The organism is Bradyrhizobium sp. 62 (assembly GCF_023073035.1).
Taxonomy (GTDB): Bacteria; Pseudomonadota; Alphaproteobacteria; order Rhizobiales; family Xanthobacteraceae; genus Bradyrhizobium.
On record NZ_JADPIT010000015.1, the window covers coordinates 389,719 to 404,932 of the forward strand.

Consider the following 15,214-nt stretch of genomic DNA (forward strand, 5'->3'; position numbering starts at 1 on the left):
GACGTTCCTAACCGCCGTCATCCGCCGCAAGCCGCACAAACTGCCGCTTCATCGCGTTGACCCTGGCGACATAGCTCGCGACGAGGTGATCGCCGCAGCGCTCGTCGGCGCTCATCTGGAACTTGCGGCGCGCGTAGGCCGTGGCGGGGCCGGCGCCGCAGAGATGGATGAAGGCGGCGAGATCCTGCCGCTCGCGCGCACTCGCCTTCACATCGCCCGCACGGGTGAGCACATCGGCGACATTGCGATCGAGATAGACCGATGCCAGCTCGATGGCGTGGCTCGGGATTGCGCGGATATAGAGGAAGGGAGAGCCGCAGCCGGCCTCCGTGACCGCGTTGCCACGAACGCAGAACCGCGCGGCGTCGGCATAGGCTGCGTCCAGCATCTGGAAGAGGCCGACGGCGCTGGAGGCGGGCCGGTAGATCGCGAGCGGATTAGAACTCCATCGCCAGCGCCAGTAGGTGCGCGCGAGCGGATTGCCCGATGTCTCGACCTGCGCCAGCGCGGCCAGCAATTCGGGCGTGATCGTCGCGGTGGCATGCTTGCGGAATAGCGGCCCGTATTGCCGCCAGGTCTCCGGTGGATCCTTGTCGAACGCGTGGCCGACAAGGACGAACAGCTCGGTCGGCTTGCGCATTGTTTGATAGGCGATGTTCACGAGCACGACGACCGCCAGCAGCATCGCCACGCCACCCGCGATCCGGATTATCCGCGGTGCGCGCGCGAAGGTCTTTCGCATCCATCGTGCGCGTCGCCTGAGCTTGCGAAGGCGAGAGGAGGGGCTTGCTTCGTCCTGGCATCGGTCTTCTGGGAGTGCATTGCGGAGGCTTTGCACCTGGTTAACGCTGCCACCAGGCCTTGAAATCCGGCTTCTTTTCGCTCTGGTCGCGTCCTTTCAAGCCGCCGGTCCGTACTCCCACGGCAGTTCGCATCCTTGATGGAAATAACCCGAGGTTGTACTGTGCGCCGCAACAGGGTTAATTTTGTGTGAATGGATCGGCTGGAATGACCGTAATCGAAAGCGTGGTGTCGGCGGAAGGCGCGGAGCGGAAAATGCCGCCGGGCGTGCTGGTCGAAGGGCCGGTGGTCGAGGCCAAGTTTCGCGACTCCTACATCTCCTTCGTCATCATGATCGGCGGTTCGATCGCGGCGCTGGTCTGGGCGTTCTGGCAAGGCGTCGGCTGGGTGGAGGTTTCGGTCTTCGCCGGCACGTTCGCGCTGTCCACGGTCGGGATCGGCTTCATGCATCGCTACTTCGTCCACCGCAGCTTCCGCTGCGGTCCGGTGATGCGGACGTTGTTCGCGGCCATCGCCACGATGGCGGTGCAGGGCTCGATCCTGAAATGGGTGAGCAATCATCGCCGGCATCATCTTCACTCCGACAAGCCCGGCGACGTCCACAGCCCTTACTATGACGGCGACGGCAACCCCTATGTCACATTCGCCAAGGGGATGATGCATGCGCAAGGCGGCTGGGTGTGGGACCAGGCCACCACCGATGCCGGATACTACGCCAAGGATATCCTGGCCGATCCGATCGCGATGTTCTTCACCAGGACACGCTGGTACTGGTACGCGCTCTCGGCGGTGATCATTCCGGGCGCGATCGGCTACGCCTTCGGCGGCGTGCACACGATGACCGGCTGCATCCTGTTCTCCGGCCTGTTCCGCAGCTACCTCATGACCATGGCCACCTCGATGGTCAATTCGGTCTGCCACAGCGACGGCCGCTACGGCTACCGCCGCTTCGATCTCGACGACGGCACCACCAACGAGTTCGTGACCACGATCCTCACCTTCGGTGAAGGCCTCCACAACAACCATCACCGGTTTCCGCGCGACGCCTACATTTCGCACGCCTGGTACGAGATCGATATCAACGGCCTGATCATTCTCGGGCTGGGGAAGCTCGGATTGGTGCACGACATTTTCGCGGCGGGAAGCAGGGCTGTTCGCTCTGGAGACTCGGAGGACGGAAAGCGTCCAGTGGCAGATACCGAAGCGATGGTCTGAAGCAGGTAGGATGGGTCAAGCGGAAGCGAAGCCCATCAATTGCCATGATGACGCGATGGGTTTCGCAAGTGCTCTACCCATCCTACGGCCTTTGTGCGTGAGGCGCGGGACAAACCGCATCTATCGGACGCCATCGGCGAAATCCAAACATAAGTTGTGTTCGGAGGGAACTCTGGCCCAAGGGAGCCGTTGAGCCTGTGATCCCCGAGCGTAGCGAGATCGAACCTCCGATCCTCGCCTGAACAAGACCGCAGTCGCCTTGTGAGAGGGGCTCGGCGCGAAGCGTCCTCCGTGCGTATCAACCGGAAACCTTCATGAACAGCCCCGATGTTCGCAATGCCATTCAGATCGACCGCGGCTCCAGCCTGGCGATCTGCAATGAAATAGGCGACCGCCTGCGGATCAAACTTGGCGGCGAGCACGACCCATTGCCGCGACATCTAGCGGCCCTGGTCGATCGGATCGCGCATATCAGCAGCCATTCGAACCAAGCGACGCTCGTGATGACCTCCAGATCGGATTCAGCATGTTAGACTTTTCGAATGCATCTTTTACGCCTGAAACCATCGGCGTCATGAAGACCGCGCTGGACACGGCGGTGGCGTCACTGCCGGCCCCGGTCAGCTCTGCGCATGTCCGGTCGATCGCGGAAACAATCCTTCGCACGGCGAAGGAGGGCGAGCGAGACCCCGCTGTCCTGGAGCGCATGGCGTTGATGGAGCTTCAGATCTCGCCGCGTGACTGATGCCGGTCCGCTAGCTTGCGTGCCGGCGCAGAAATGCTCGCGTTGATTGCCGCGCCCTGATGCTTCGATGGAACTCTGGGGCCGCGGAAGCATTCACATCTGCAGCCGCGATCACGCGGCTCCTGGAGAATCCCCAACATGATACGTCATTTGTTGATCGGCGTTGCCGCGTGCGCAATCGCGGCAATGTCGACACTATCCGCTTCTGCCATGCCCCGGGTTGCGGCGGAGACGCTGGTCGCTGGCTCCGACAGTCCGGTGATTCTCGCGCGCGGCGGTCATGGACACGGCCACGGTCACATGGGACGTGGCGGCCACGGTCATCACTATGGCTGGAGCAGGGGCCGTCATCGCGGCTGGCGCTAAACGCAAACCGACTCAACATCCGGGGCCGCCTGCGATCGGCGGCTCCGTAAAGTCGGCTCATTCGCCCAGCGGGCTCACCAATCCGGATCGCCGTAATAGGGATCGACCATATAGGGCGGGGGCATCCAGGGCCCTCGCGACGGCCTGGGCCGCCGAGGTGCGGCCGCTTGCGCGTGCGGCCGTGCAGGCGCAGCGGCATCGTTGTTGATCATGCTGCGCGGGGCGGGTTTCGTGGATGCAGGCGCGGATGCAGGTGCGGATGCGGGTGAAGTCGTCAGCTCCTTTTGCAGCGTCTGGACCTGTGCGGCGAGGCGCGCATTGGCCGCCGCATCCTTCTCCTGCGCCGCCTTGAGCTGCTGAATGGTGTCGGCCTGCTCGCGCAGCGTCTGCTCGCTGCGGCTTTTCAGTTGCTCGAGCTTTCCGTTGATGTTCGCGAGCTCGCTGCTGATGGTCTTGAGCGATTGCGCGAGATCAGACGACGACGAGTCAGGCGTTGTGGCGCCGGTTCTTGAGGCGTCGGATCTCGAGGCGTCGGGTCTTGAAGCGTCAAATCCTGCAGCGCTCTCCGTGTCCTTGGCGACCGGCGGCGCTGGCACCGTGCCGGGCTCATCCGCGGCAGCCAGTTGCACGGCCCGCGGTGGCGCCGGACTTTCGACAGCGGAGGCTTGCGGAGGCGCCTTCGCGACCGGCGGAGCCCATCGCGCCATGATCGACCTGCTGATCGACCTGGCCTCATCGCGATATTGCGAAGCGAAGGCGACACCGAGAATGCCGATTGCCAGCACGAGGCCGATCAGAGCGCGCAGCATGGGGCGATCTCCCATCAGGCCTTGATTACGAACCCTGCTATCCGGCGCCGGCGCCGCGGCCTTGGGGGTGTTGTCGTAGGGAGCCTTGTCCTTGGGAGTCTCGACAGCTTCCACACCAGCGCTTACTCGCGAGACCCGCGGGCCTTCGCTGCTGTGTTCCATTCCGGAAACCAGCCGGTCCAGCCGCGCAAGGTCTTGCTCCGCGCTCTTGATCCGGTCGTAGGCCCGCGCCAGCCCGCCATCGGCGCGCCCCACGTCCGGCTTGGGGGCATCAGGCTTGGCGGCGTCCGGCTTGGGCGCGTCTGCCTTGTGGTCGTCAGGTTTGGGGTCGTTCGTCTCGGGCACCGATGCGCTCTCGATCCAGTCGGGCGTCAATGGGAGTGCGGCAGTTCAATCGGAACGATAAGTCCCGCCGCTGTCCCACACAACGCGCGTGCGAAGGAGAAATTATGGCGGGCCCGGGGTGGGACCGGGCGCGGGGTATGCAACGTGGCGCCCCTTGATCTGGATCAAGCAGGCAGCGCCCGACCGCCTCCAGCGTGCAGGCATTCATCGGAAGGAAAACATGGTTCAGACAAGAGTGATCGTCCTTGGTGCCTTCGCCGCCCTGCTGCTGGTCGTGCCGGCCAAGGCCCAGGTGCTGGTCGATGTTTCCAAGATCAGCTGCGACCAGTACATCACCCAGCGCATTACCCACATGCAGACCGTGAACGTCTGGCTCGCCGGGTTCTACGCCGGCCGCCGCAACAATCCCGTTGTGGACACGCAAGCGCTGAACAAGAACGGCAACAAGCTCTCGCGCTTCTGCGAGTCGCATCGCGAGATGCCGCTGCTGGATGCGGTCGAGGCCAATACGAAGTAGCGCCTCGCTCGCCCACCCGACGAGCTCTTACCGTAATGTTGGGCTTGGGAACCAAATGCAAAATCATTCGATTGATGAGCATCACCCCACGATCAACGGAGACACGGATGGAACTGTCCGGGAAAAAGATTGCGATTCTTGCGACCAACGGCTTCGAGCAATCGGAGCTCGAAGTGCCGCGTGATACCCTCAAGGCGGCCGGAGCGACCGTCGAGATCATTTCGCTGCAGCCCGGCGAGATCAAGGGCTGGGACGAGAAGGACTGGGGCCGCCCCGTCAAGGTCGACAAGACCCTCGATCAGGCCAAGGCCGGCGATTATGACGCGCTGGTGTTGCCCGGCGGCCAGATCAACCCTGACCTCCTGCGCGTCGAGCCCAAGGCGCTGGCCTTCATCAAGAGCATCTTCGATGCCAAGAAGGTCGTTGCCGCGGTCTGCCATGCGCCCTGGCTGCTGGTCGAGACCGGCATCGCGCAGGGCCGCAGGATGACGTCCTACAAATCGATCAAGACCGACATCGCCAATGCCGGGGCGAAGTGGGAGGATTCCGAGGTCGTCGTCGACCAGGGCATCATCACCTCGCGCAACCCCGGTGACCTCAAGGCCTTCAGCGCCAAGATCATCGAAGAGGTGAAGGAAGGCCGCCACACCCAGCGCAGCAACGCGGCGTAAGGGTGTTGGCGGTGCGCGAGGCGATGCCATCCAACCCCGGTTCACGTGGCGCTATCGAAATGAAATTGGCTCGTAGCTCGTAGGGTGGGTTAGCCGAAGGCGTCCCCCCCCCACGACTTGCCGGAGAAAACAAAAGAGGTGGGTTACGCTTCGCTAACCCACCTTACGCGCCAGAATTCTGGAGCCAGCAATCAATAGCGGCTGCCGCTGCCCTTTTGCTGCGTGATCCAGTCCGACAATGTTTTCGGTCTGGATTTCTCGGTCCGGCCCGGTGATGCCTTTGGATTGTCACGGGTGCCTTTGGTCGAACGGGTGCGCGGCGCTTCCGTTGCGTGGACGCTCCTCAAGGCAGGCATCGATGCCTCCGCGGCTTCCTTCTCCAGGCGCAACTGCTTCAATCGCGCCATCTTGAGTCGCTCTGCCTCGACTTCGGGTCGCTCGGCGAGCCCTGGCTTGTGTTGAGCAAGCTCGGCCGGGACCAGGACACCGAGAATGGTCGTCTCGCCCAGCGCCTTGCAGGCTTCGAGCCGATGCAGTCCATCGATCAGAACGAGGCGGTCTCCGTCGAGCCGAACGGAAATGGGGGCCTGTTGTCCGATGTCCAGCATGCTTTCCGCGATCTCCCCGACGATCTCGGGCTTGATGGCTTTCTTCTGCTTCGTGGGAACGAAGATCTTCTCGATCGGAAAGCTTTCCGGTTGGGGCATAACTCGACTCCGCTTCTACCGGGCCCGTCGGAACCCATGCCGGTGATGTCAGGAGTTTAGGAGGGAAGGGCTCGACCGCAAAGGCAATTCGGAGATAATGCTGGATTGCGGGAACGGCGTGCGTGATCGGAGCGCAGTCACCAAGGCTCGGAATTTAGATTGATGGGTTTCGCAGGCTCAACACATACTGCGGGTTAGAATCTGAGAGCCGTGTCAGCTTTAACGACCTGAACATCGAACCCATGTTTCTCCAACAATATTTTCGCCGCAAGCATTTGATTTTCTTGATCGCGATGTGGGCCGACAATGATCTTTTTGATGGGAAGAGGATTTTTGAGATCCTTGAATAACCGTATGAACGGGACCATGGTGCCGCCCCATCCCTCGCGAAAAGAGATTTCCTTCCACGGTCGCTTGTCGTTGATGCTGGCGACGAGTTTCGCCGATCGCGTTGGGAGCGCAACGATGCGGTATTCATTCTCTTCGGCGAAGCGGGGACTCTTCAAAAACGGTACCGCTTCGACAAACGCTCGGATATACGATTCAAGATCACGGTCTCCAAGAAGCTGGCTGACTTCCGGCCGCGTAGCTAGATTTGGAGTGTTCTCCCGAAAGCCTACTCGTAACGTGGCTGCAGCCAAGCCTTCGAATCGGTCGATTTTGGCGGCCTTCCGATGATCGTGGTACTCGACTTGCCTGGTTATGAGGCCTTGATACGAGTGGGCGTTTGTTTCCTCCAGAATTAAGTCGTCCAGTTGGCTTTCATCAAATTCGATTGCAAAGCCTCCTTTGGCGTAGCCGCGCCACTGACTTAGCAGCCCGTGATCACACTCCGGCGCACCCACGGCGTGCCGGCAGAAAGAGGTAATGTGGATCGGTGAGGTACGATCAACAGCCCTTAGGATAGCTGAGGTTGCCTTCTCCGCCTCGGTAGTCAATGCGTCGCCGCGCAAGGCGTGTTGAATCTCTGGCCGAAAGGCATCGCATTCCATCAACTTGGGAACGAGCCTTCTGAAGTCAGCCTCAATTTGCGGTGTCAAAAGGCGACTGAGCAGTTGGCATTCCGTCGTATCGTTAAGAAAGCTTGCGTGTGTGGCCCAAAGAGATTTTGTCTCAATGATGCCAATCAGGCCTGAAGCCGTGGTGTAGTGAAAAAGCGAGAAATTGTCGTCTCGCGTTCGCTGCGGCGGCTGCTCGAAACCGGCTTTGTTTAGAGGGGGCTCTTGATGAGCCGAGCGATCTGAGCTTGCAGGCTTTTTTCTATTCTTGCGCATTCTTCCCCGCAGTTGACGCAACCATTGAGTCGAATGAGAGTATGATGCAACCCTTGGCGTCAGTCGAATGGGAGGCGCCCGCAGCCGTTGGGGCAGATAGTGCCGCTTGCGAAGCTGATCGCCTTCTTTGCGACAGCGCAAGTGTCGCTTCGCCCGTCAGATGTCAAAAGAAACTCAAAATAAAGAAGCAGAAGTCCACGTATGGACTTCTGCCCCTATCTTTACATCAGGGCTTTGATGATCGCTGCGACTCCGAAGAGGCACAGCGCAACATTCACCCTGACTTCGATGATGATCTGAGGTTTTCGCATTGGAAGCCCTCGGATCACGCCGGCGCAATCCGTTAGGGTTGCGTCTCACGTCCCATCGAACGAATAAGCCGTCGTTCACGGGTTCATCGGCCCACCTCTGACGTTCTAGAATCGTCATCGGTAGCCCCGAGCCGCCCCGAGGGGCGCCGCTATATCTCTGGAAGCTCGAATCTACCAGACTTTAGCGGCGGGTCGGGTCTCGGGATGCGACTTATCCATTCGAATGGCTGCTTTGCGAAGGCAGTTTCGTTTGGGGCCGCAGTTCTGTGCGCCTATCCCTTTACTCTGGTTCACACGATAGAAAGCCCGCGATCATTTTTTGCGAAGCCCGCAAATAGGGCATTTCCGGAGGGCACTCCCGAGAGGCACGTCCGCGATTCATCCGATAGTGGGCCCGCGATCTCAGACGCGTCGCTGGCGCCACCAGCAAGCTCGCGACCCACCTCGCTTCGGCGGCGTCGGCGGCCGCGAGCGCGCGGGCGCGATTTGGGTCGTCAGGCGGGCCGCCGGGCCGGCGCCGAGGGGGCCGACCCCGCCGGTGGCGGGCGGCCCGCAGCCCTCATCTTCGACCTGCTCGACTTAATCGAGAAGAGTATCTGGGAGGGGATCGAGAACGAGTCGTCGCGGCCGGCCGCGATCGCAGAGGCCGCCGGCGCGGTCGCCCCGTTGCGGACCGCCTGGGCCAGGACGAGCCGTCCAGGCGCAGTTCATGCTGGTGTTCGTACCAACCGTACGCCACGCCATGGGTGGCGGAGTTTGCGGGCACGGATCGTGCGAAATTCGAGAGGCAGGCAGCCGACCTGGTCGTGCCGCAGGGCGCGCTCGCGGTGCTCCGGAAGGACGCTGCGGTGGCAAGCGAACCGGAGTAGCGGCTTTCGACGTCCGGGACAGACTCGGATCACCGAAGACGACATGCCGGCGGCCGAGGACGTGGCGGGCTGAACACCTTCAGGCATCTATGGAGCGCAAAAGATACGCGTCTTTGCTCCTACGCTTCCTGCGGCAGCAATCGTTGTCTGCAGAAGGTGATTTAGCTGGAGCGTCTCAGATTCCGGATCTTCGCTCTGCAAACCTTTGTAGAAGGTCTCCGCAGACAGCATATTGCCAAGAACCAACCAAACTTCGCGTGTCGTGAGAGGGTTTTGCAGAAGTGCAGACAGACTGTCCCAAATATCAGCCGCGTCTCCGGCGATTGGTTTACGGATGCGGCGACGGACAGATAGAGAAACGTTGTCGTCGCCCTTAAATTTGTGAGCATCACCCCACCGTTTGAAATTTTCGGGCCTCCGGAGCGAGTATGTAGAAAACAACGCCATATTTTTCTGGGCCTGGGCGCACACCTCCTGCACCGCGGAGGCGGAATATTTGCGGAACGACTTCGAAGCCTTTGCGTGTACCAAAACGACGCGGCGGTATGAACGATCAGCCAAGATGAAGTCAGCGGTCTCCTTGTTCATATCGTCGCACACGAACATATCTGGATCGAATTTGACTTGTTCGGGATTGAATAAGCTCACCCACGGAGACGAAAGTTTTAGCTTCCCAGTGTCGAATCCGTTTTTCCAGCCGTCGATGAGGGAAAACAGGCTTGCAGTGTCGTAATCCTCGCCGTCCTTTGAGACAGACGCTCCTTTTTCCGATGCTATTCGCTTGAAGGTGTCTGCAGGATAGAGGCAGTGACCGACAAAGAAGCCCTCTTGCGAGAAGCGTTTGCCATACTTTAGGCCGGGCGCGTAAAATCGTCCGTGGACGTAGATTACCCTGGTGTCGTCGGGAATGACGCTGAAGGATTGCGCATCATTCAGCGCACGACAAAGAGGCCGCTTCTTTGCGCCAGAACTGACGAATGCGGTGTCCAGAGATGACGACTCAAGCTTGTATCGCTGTGAGGACCGGTTAAAGGTAACCTCGACTGGATAAGCTACCTCGTTGATCTTAACGGTGAAAAACGAGGTTGGATTTCCGTCGTTGCCGACGCGCTTGCTGTCCCGATCGACACACAGATCATCGCTATGCAAGGGTTCTTTGGTGATGTCGTGCTTGTACTGATCAGTGAGATCGAAGATATCGAGAAGGAGGTTTTTTGCCGCCCCTTCTTGAACGACCGACGAAGAAATGGCTGCATATCGTTTGTACACTCCATCGTTTCGGGAGCGCGAGCTAGTTTGATCGGCCAGCGATTCTACCCATTCCCGGAACTTGTTGAGGCGTAGCGGGGGCCCTTGTTCGGACACCCTGCCATTCGCCATCCCGATGTAGCGTCTGATTAGAGTTGGCGAGCCGGGAGCTGAAGAGGCAGTGGAAATTGGCGCCGTGCCCACGATGTTCATTTCGTCGTCAAACGTCTCTTGATAATCAAAATCGTCGACGATGCGTGGGACCGTTCCATTATATCCACTTACGGTCGATACAAGGTGCCCGTGCTCATCCAGAATTGGCGGTACATCGACAATGGAGGGCGCGGAGATAGTACGGCTGCGAACAACGCGATTTCCAAGATTTGTGTTTTGTGAGGAGACACTGGAGACGCGGCCTATGCTGCCTGGTACAAGCAAGCGCTCTAGCTTTGCGGGCCCGATTGACTCCAAGTGCCCCAATCCATCGGTGCCGGCGCCCGAGCCAGTGCTGGCAATTGCCAGGATCCCGTGCTTCGGGAGGAGCAACAACAGGCGAGCTCCATGCCTGACTTCCGCGAAGAACAGGTTGTTCAGGAACTCGGGGCTCGCCACCTTGGCGTAGACGTAAAGGGCCGCTTCGTCGCCAAAGGGATACCTTTCGAATTCACAATCATCAATTGTCAACGCCTCTTCGAGCTCTTCGGAGAGTGATGCCAGGCTGTCGTCTCGGGTGAGGCGCTTTAGCGTGACACGACGATCGAACAAGATCTCGTCGTCTGGGGCCCTGACGTTCTTGAGGTCCAACGGCCGCCGGAATTTCTTCTGAATGTAGTCAATCGGGAGTTGAGCCTCTTTGAACTTGTCGAGATAGTATCTCGACATCGTTTTGGTGAGGTATTCTGCGCTAATGGCTTTGTCGTAAGCCAAAAACAGATGCCACGATCGTTGTATTCGGCCTTTGAAGTGGTCGAGAACGAAGGCGAGTTTCGGCGGTTCTCCGGGGGTAAGGCGAATTACGCGGCCGATCTGCTGAACAACGGATCGCACGTTCCTGAGTGGATCGAAGAAGGCCAAAACGCGGAACCGGTGGTCGTCGATACCTTCAATGAGTTTGTATTGGTGTATCCAAATCTGGGCGTCAGTCGTCCGGGGTGGCGGCACGGATCGATGTTGCCATGGCAGGTGACCGACCCCTGTTGGTAGGAAGCGTTCGTGTATCGCAACCACTTGATCCTTAAAGCCGTTGGCGATGAACTTTTCCCCAAGGCGCGCAATGCTGCCCACTTCTTCGCAGTGAATTATTATGCGAGGCCAGCGCGAACGATCGGGTCCGAATTCCGTATTGGCAAAATCGATGATGTCCGCGCAGAATGTTTCGGCATCGGGGGCAGGCACACGCTGCACCACCTCGACGTCCCGGATAAACTCTTCATCGACAGCTTCCGCGAACCTGTAGATGTGAATGTTGCTGGCGTCGATTTGGAACGGCTTCAGGTCGTTTCGGAAAGGCGTCGCGGAAAGCAGAACGACGGGTTTGCGAAGGCCGCGAACCCCGGCGCTGTATTTGGCGGCCGGTTCGTAATGCCCCTCGTCGAACAAGACTAATTCGATATGATCCCGCAAAGCCGTGTAAACAGGTCCGAGGGGATCGAGACCGATAAGCATCTGAACGGTCATCACGACAATTGAACGGTTTTTGGCGAGCTCGCTCAAGAAGTCGTCGTCCGGAGCGGTGACGATCCGCTCAAACTGTTTCTTGTAAAATTCGCGCAAGTCGTCGTTATAGAGAAGCTTTTGGGTCGTTCGATATAGGCTGCCGGTCTGGCCGTCGAGCTTCCGGCTTTCGTCTACGACGTAGGTGTTTTTGGAGAGCTGGATATTATGGCTCAGTCCGAACTTTTCGGGTTCGATGAAAATACTGCCGCTGAGCTCGCGGACGAGTTGGTCACGAACGGCCTCGCGTGTCGTTAGAATGAGAACATTGCCGATCTCAGGGCACGCTTGTGAGAGGCCGGCGATAACCGCCGTTTTACCCGTTGCGGTTGGATGACAGACTAGAAATGCGCCGTATTCAGGATTTTTCTCGGCGACTTTGCCGAAGTCGGCTCTGTACTTACGGGCTTCCTTGATAGCTTCCAGCTGATAATGTCGGAATTTGTCTGAGTACCGAAGTTTCGGAAGCGGCTTCCGCGTGCTCATATTTCACCAAGACCTCGGCCTGCTGCTCAGCATTAATCATCCATTGATCTCTTACCTTGGCGCCGGCTTTGGCATCGATTCAGAGCGTTAGCTTGGAGTCAAGGATAGGGGATTGATTTCCTGTTAACAACCTGCCGTTGATCGGTGACCGGGTGCCAGATTAATCCAGCTGGCCGCCATCTCTAACTTCATTCCGTCGATAGAAGGTCGCCCCGACCTCCTTCGGATCGAACGCAGGCGCGACCCCGGCGACCTCCAGCCTGGTCTTCATGGTGCCGATGAAGAGTTTGCGCTTCTTCGCCAGCGCGTGCAGCGACACGTACGTGGCCTTGAACTTCTTGACCTCCTTGCGCGCCACAAGCGTCTGCGGGCAGCGGTTGACCGCGTTGACGCCGCGGTAGCTGGCCAGGTGACCGGCAGCGATCAGCGAGGCGACCGCGCCGTCGTGGGTCCCTAGCAGCTTGCCGACCTGGCGCAGCGGGAGCCCGCCGGGATCCGGTCCGCGCACGGCCTTCAGGACGGCCCCGGGATCGACCAGGACACCCATGTAGCCGCGCGTGCGGATCTTCGTGGTGCGCAGCTTGCCGTCAAGGATGAGCCGGACGATGTCGGCGGCGGAGCAGCAGCAGCGCTTTGCCGCCTCCGGGATGGTGCAGAGCTTGCCGCGGTCGCCGGCGTGACGACGGGCCTTCGCAGCGAGGCGACCGAGAAACCCGTCGAGGTCGGAAACCGCGTATCGGTTTTGGGCGCCGAAGCCGGTCACGCGCTGGCGCGGCGCCACGATGCCGGCCCTCACCAGGACGTCCATCTGAGCGCGGGGCGCGTTGAGGTGCTCCATGGCTTCGGCCAGCGAGAGCGTGCCGGCCAGTTGCTCGGCGATCTCGATCGCTTGGCCGGCGTCGATCCGGACGTTGTGGTCGGACATCGCTATCTGGGCATCGGTAAGGAGCCCGGCGGCGCGAAGGTGCTTCCGCAGCGTCCTGGGGTGGACGCCGGTTTCCTTGGCGAGGGTGTGGACGGTGTGGAGGCGGCGCCGCCCGATCGGCTTGCCGAGAAGACGGTGCCCGGGCGGCAGCGCGAAATTCTCCGCGATGTGCTGGCGGGCGATGTCGCGTACGCCGTCGAATTCCCGCAGGCTGCGGGTGACCGTCAGCAGGGTGAACAGGCGGCCAAACGCGACCCCGGGACCGTCGAGGCGGACGCGAGGCCCGACCGAGCTCACAATTTCGTCCATGAAGGCGCGCAGCGCCTCTGGCCCGGCCGCGACCGCCTCGAAGCCGCGCCCGCCGGCGGAGTGCCGATGCTGCTCGGAGAGCCGCTTGAGGTCGACCTTGGGGCCGAACAGGGCGACGGCGCCGGCCGTTTCGCACAGACGCACGGCGGCAGCCAGCGGCATCGGGTCGAGTAGCGGCGAGACGGTGCGCCCCTCGATGCGGGCGATGGCGTACATCTCGAGCGGGCTGGGATCCCGCTGCGGTCCGGCCACCAGTTTCGCCAGGCGGGGCAGGATGGCGGCGGCATGGTGGGAGAAGTCGTGCAGATGGCGCGACGGCCGGCCCCCTGAGGCCACGACGAGAGGCCGCCGGTGGTCGGGGCAGGTGCGGACCACGTCCAGGAGCCAGATCGCCCGTCCGTGGGCGGCTACGAGAGGGCGGAGGGCCGGTGCTGCCCGGACGTCGGCCAGCGCGCAGGCCGGGCAGATGGCGATGCGCTCCCGGCGAAGCACGGTCCGGTGCAGGACCTGGCCGCGGAACGTCCACTGCAGGGGCGCGGTCTTGACGAAGGCGTTGGCGAGCAGCGGCGCGGGGTCGATCCCGGCGAGGCCGGCGATCCGGCGCAGCGTTTCGGCCTGGCCGTCCACGACGTCTTGGAAGCGCAGGTTGAAGTCACGACAGAAGGTGCGTGCGCCGGCGCCGTTGCGGGCGGCGAGCCGAGAGACGAAACTCATCGGGGTCTCGTCCGCGTGGAAGAAGACGCTCAGACGCAGCCGCATCAGTCGTCGCCCCGACGGCGTTCCGGTTTGCTCCTTTTGCCGCGAGGCTTGGTGTCGATCTGGTCTTCGGGGTGGCGCTGGATGATGGAGGTGTCGATCGCGTTCCAATGATCGACCGCGAAGGGATTCAGTTCGACGGGCTCCATGGTCCGGGTGGCGTAGCCGTCGGCGTAATCATCCAATTCAACCTCCTTCCGACCCGAGCGGAGGCAAGCGTCGATGGCGAGCGTGGTAAGGTCCCAGAACAGGCCGAACTGATATGCGGCCGCGTGGCTTAGGCGAGCGCGCATCTCGCCTTCCTTGAGCAGTTTGAGCGAAACGCCGCCGAGCTTTGCGTATTCCTCGATGCCGCTATCGATATCCTTCCGGTCGGCCTTGAGGTCGATGGGCGCGAACTCGACGAAGCGGGTGCGGCGCTTCAGCGTGATGTGGGCCTTGCGCTCGGGGGAGTCCGGCTTCGCGTCTTCTAGAAAACTGTCCTGGAATAGGGCTTTCAGCCTGGGTAGGCCGGACAGGATCAGGTGCAGCGGCCAGACCGTATCCGTCATCAGGCCGGCCAGCGTTTCGATGACCTTACCCCGCTCGGTACGGTTCGCCTGCTGGATGATGCGCTGGGCCTCCTCGTAGGCGACGAACAGGATCTCCTGATCCTGCATCTGGTAGGCAGCCATCGGCCAAGCTTCGCTCTCGCGCTTCTCCGTGCGGGCGAGATAACCGGCGGCGCGAAGCGTTCCCATGCCTAGGTTGCGGAGGTTGCAAGGCGATTTCACGCCGACGGTGATCAGCGGGCATCCGCCATCCGGGTTGCCGTAATTCGGAAAGAACGGGTTGTTCTTCAGATAGTGCCGCATGGCGGAAGTCTTGCCGGCGCCGCTTTCGGCGACGATGGCGACGGCGGTGCCCTCGCGCCGATTGTCGGCGCCGTAGGGTCGCGATGGATCAAGGCGCTGCACTGCGTTCTCGATCATGACTTCGATTTCGGTCTTGAGACGCTCGTCGCGGTCCGTCGTCACGTAGTGCGCCTTTACCTTCTCCATGAGGTCGACGTGCTTGCGCGTCTTCGGCCCGAGGAGATCTCGCAACCGCTTGGCGGGATCGGACCGCAGCGGGATCTCCTCGGGAGTCGTTTTGGTGCCAGCCACGG

12 protein-coding genes are annotated in these 15,214 nt (G+C 60.9%); 5 read left to right on the forward strand and 7 right to left on the reverse strand.

Translation table 11 applies throughout. The features are described from left to right. Nucleotides 1-7: 7 nt before the first annotated feature. A complete protein-coding gene (locus IVB47_RS12305) occupies nt 8-742 on the reverse strand; it encodes a transglycosylase SLT domain-containing protein (RefSeq protein WP_247461817.1) in 735 nt (244 codons plus the stop codon). A 266-nt stretch (nt 743-1,008) separates the two neighbouring features. On the opposite strand from IVB47_RS12305, the gene IVB47_RS12310 reads away from it, so the two are divergent. The 3 genes from IVB47_RS12310 (at nt 1,009) to IVB47_RS12320 (ending at nt 2,761) form a co-directional block, all read left to right on the forward strand. Continuing rightward, nucleotides 1,009-2,016: an acyl-CoA desaturase gene (locus IVB47_RS12310; RefSeq protein ID WP_247461818.1), complete on the forward strand. Its 1,008-nt coding sequence runs from the start codon at nt 1,009-1,011 to the stop codon at nt 2,014-2,016. Between the two features lie 314 nt (nt 2,017-2,330). After that, entirely contained in the window at nt 2,331-2,549 is a 219-nt protein-coding gene (locus IVB47_RS12315; protein WP_247286260.1) for a hypothetical protein, read from the forward strand. Further along, complete coding sequence (locus IVB47_RS12320) at nt 2,543-2,761, forward strand: hypothetical protein (RefSeq protein ID WP_247286259.1); 219 nt, start codon at nt 2,543-2,545, stop codon at nt 2,759-2,761. The genes IVB47_RS12315 and IVB47_RS12320 overlap by 7 nt, the downstream gene beginning before the upstream one ends. Before the next feature lie 440 nt (nt 2,762-3,201). Here the strand turns inward: IVB47_RS12320 and IVB47_RS12325 are convergent, their stop codons facing one another. Further along, complete coding sequence (locus IVB47_RS12325) at nt 3,202-4,281, reverse strand: hypothetical protein (RefSeq protein ID WP_247461820.1); 1,080 nt, start codon at nt 4,279-4,281, stop codon at nt 3,202-3,204. A 220-nt stretch (nt 4,282-4,501) separates the two neighbouring features. On the opposite strand from IVB47_RS12325, the gene IVB47_RS12330 reads away from it, so the two are divergent. Continuing rightward, nucleotides 4,502-4,798 (forward strand): HdeA/HdeB family chaperone, encoded by a 297-nt coding sequence (locus tag IVB47_RS12330; protein ID WP_247461822.1) that lies wholly within the window; start codon nt 4,502-4,504, stop codon nt 4,796-4,798. Between the two features lie 107 nt (nt 4,799-4,905). Continuing rightward, nucleotides 4,906-5,469, forward strand: coding sequence for a type 1 glutamine amidotransferase domain-containing protein (locus IVB47_RS12335; protein WP_247461824.1), 564 nt, complete (start codon nt 4,906-4,908; stop codon nt 5,467-5,469). A 191-nt stretch (nt 5,470-5,660) separates the two neighbouring features. Here IVB47_RS12335 and IVB47_RS12340 read toward each other — a convergent pair whose 3' ends face one another. The 5 genes from IVB47_RS12340 to IVB47_RS12360 all read right to left on the reverse strand — a co-directional run bounded on the left by IVB47_RS12340 (nt 5,661) and on the right by IVB47_RS12360 (nt 15,212). Then, nucleotides 5,661-6,176 (reverse strand): ParB N-terminal domain-containing protein, encoded by a 516-nt coding sequence (locus IVB47_RS12340; protein ID WP_247461826.1) that lies wholly within the window; start codon nt 6,174-6,176, stop codon nt 5,661-5,663. Nucleotides 6,177-6,370: 194 nt separating this feature from the next. Continuing rightward, nucleotides 6,371-7,450, reverse strand: coding sequence for a DUF2971 domain-containing protein (locus tag IVB47_RS12345; RefSeq protein WP_247461828.1), 1,080 nt, complete (start codon nt 7,448-7,450; stop codon nt 6,371-6,373). Nucleotides 7,451-8,717: 1,267 nt separating this feature from the next. Continuing rightward, on the reverse strand, nt 8,718-12,077 hold the full coding sequence (locus tag IVB47_RS12350; RefSeq protein WP_247461830.1) for a DEAD/DEAH box helicase family protein: 3,360 nt from the start codon (nt 12,075-12,077) through the stop codon (nt 8,718-8,720). 160 nt (nt 12,078-12,237) lie between these two features. Next, entirely contained in the window at nt 12,238-14,070 is a 1,833-nt protein-coding gene (locus tag IVB47_RS12355; RefSeq protein WP_247461832.1) for a TniQ family protein, read from the reverse strand. Further along, nucleotides 14,070-15,212: an AAA family ATPase gene (locus IVB47_RS12360; RefSeq protein WP_247461834.1), complete on the reverse strand. Its 1,143-nt coding sequence runs from the start codon at nt 15,210-15,212 to the stop codon at nt 14,070-14,072. The genes IVB47_RS12355 and IVB47_RS12360 overlap by 1 nt, the downstream gene beginning before the upstream one ends. Between the last annotated feature and the right edge of the window lie 2 nt (nt 15,213-15,214).

What these genes read in the sequence shown, in the direction of transcription:
- IVB47_RS12305 (WP_247461817.1), bottom strand. Translation starts at nt 742, where the DNA reads ATGCGAAAGACCTTCGCGCGCGCACCGCGGATAATCCGGATCGCGGGT.
- IVB47_RS12310 (WP_247461818.1), top strand. Translation starts at nt 1,009, where the DNA reads ATGACCGTAATCGAAAGCGTGGTGTCGGCGGAAGGCGCGGAGCGGAAA.
- IVB47_RS12315 (WP_247286260.1), top strand. Translation starts at nt 2,331, where the DNA reads ATGAACAGCCCCGATGTTCGCAATGCCATTCAGATCGACCGCGGCTCC.
- IVB47_RS12320 (WP_247286259.1), top strand. Translation starts at nt 2,543, where the DNA reads ATGTTAGACTTTTCGAATGCATCTTTTACGCCTGAAACCATCGGCGTC.
- IVB47_RS12330 (WP_247461822.1), top strand. Translation starts at nt 4,502, where the DNA reads ATGGTTCAGACAAGAGTGATCGTCCTTGGTGCCTTCGCCGCCCTGCTG.
- IVB47_RS12335 (WP_247461824.1), top strand. Translation starts at nt 4,906, where the DNA reads ATGGAACTGTCCGGGAAAAAGATTGCGATTCTTGCGACCAACGGCTTC.
- IVB47_RS12340 (WP_247461826.1), bottom strand. Translation starts at nt 6,176, where the DNA reads ATGCCCCAACCGGAAAGCTTTCCGATCGAGAAGATCTTCGTTCCCACG.
- IVB47_RS12345 (WP_247461828.1), bottom strand. Translation starts at nt 7,450, where the DNA reads ATGCGCAAGAATAGAAAAAAGCCTGCAAGCTCAGATCGCTCGGCTCAT.
- IVB47_RS12350 (WP_247461830.1), bottom strand. Translation starts at nt 12,077, where the DNA reads ATGAGCACGCGGAAGCCGCTTCCGAAACTTCGGTACTCAGACAAATTC.
- IVB47_RS12355 (WP_247461832.1), bottom strand. Translation starts at nt 14,070, where the DNA reads ATGCGGCTGCGTCTGAGCGTCTTCTTCCACGCGGACGAGACCCCGATG.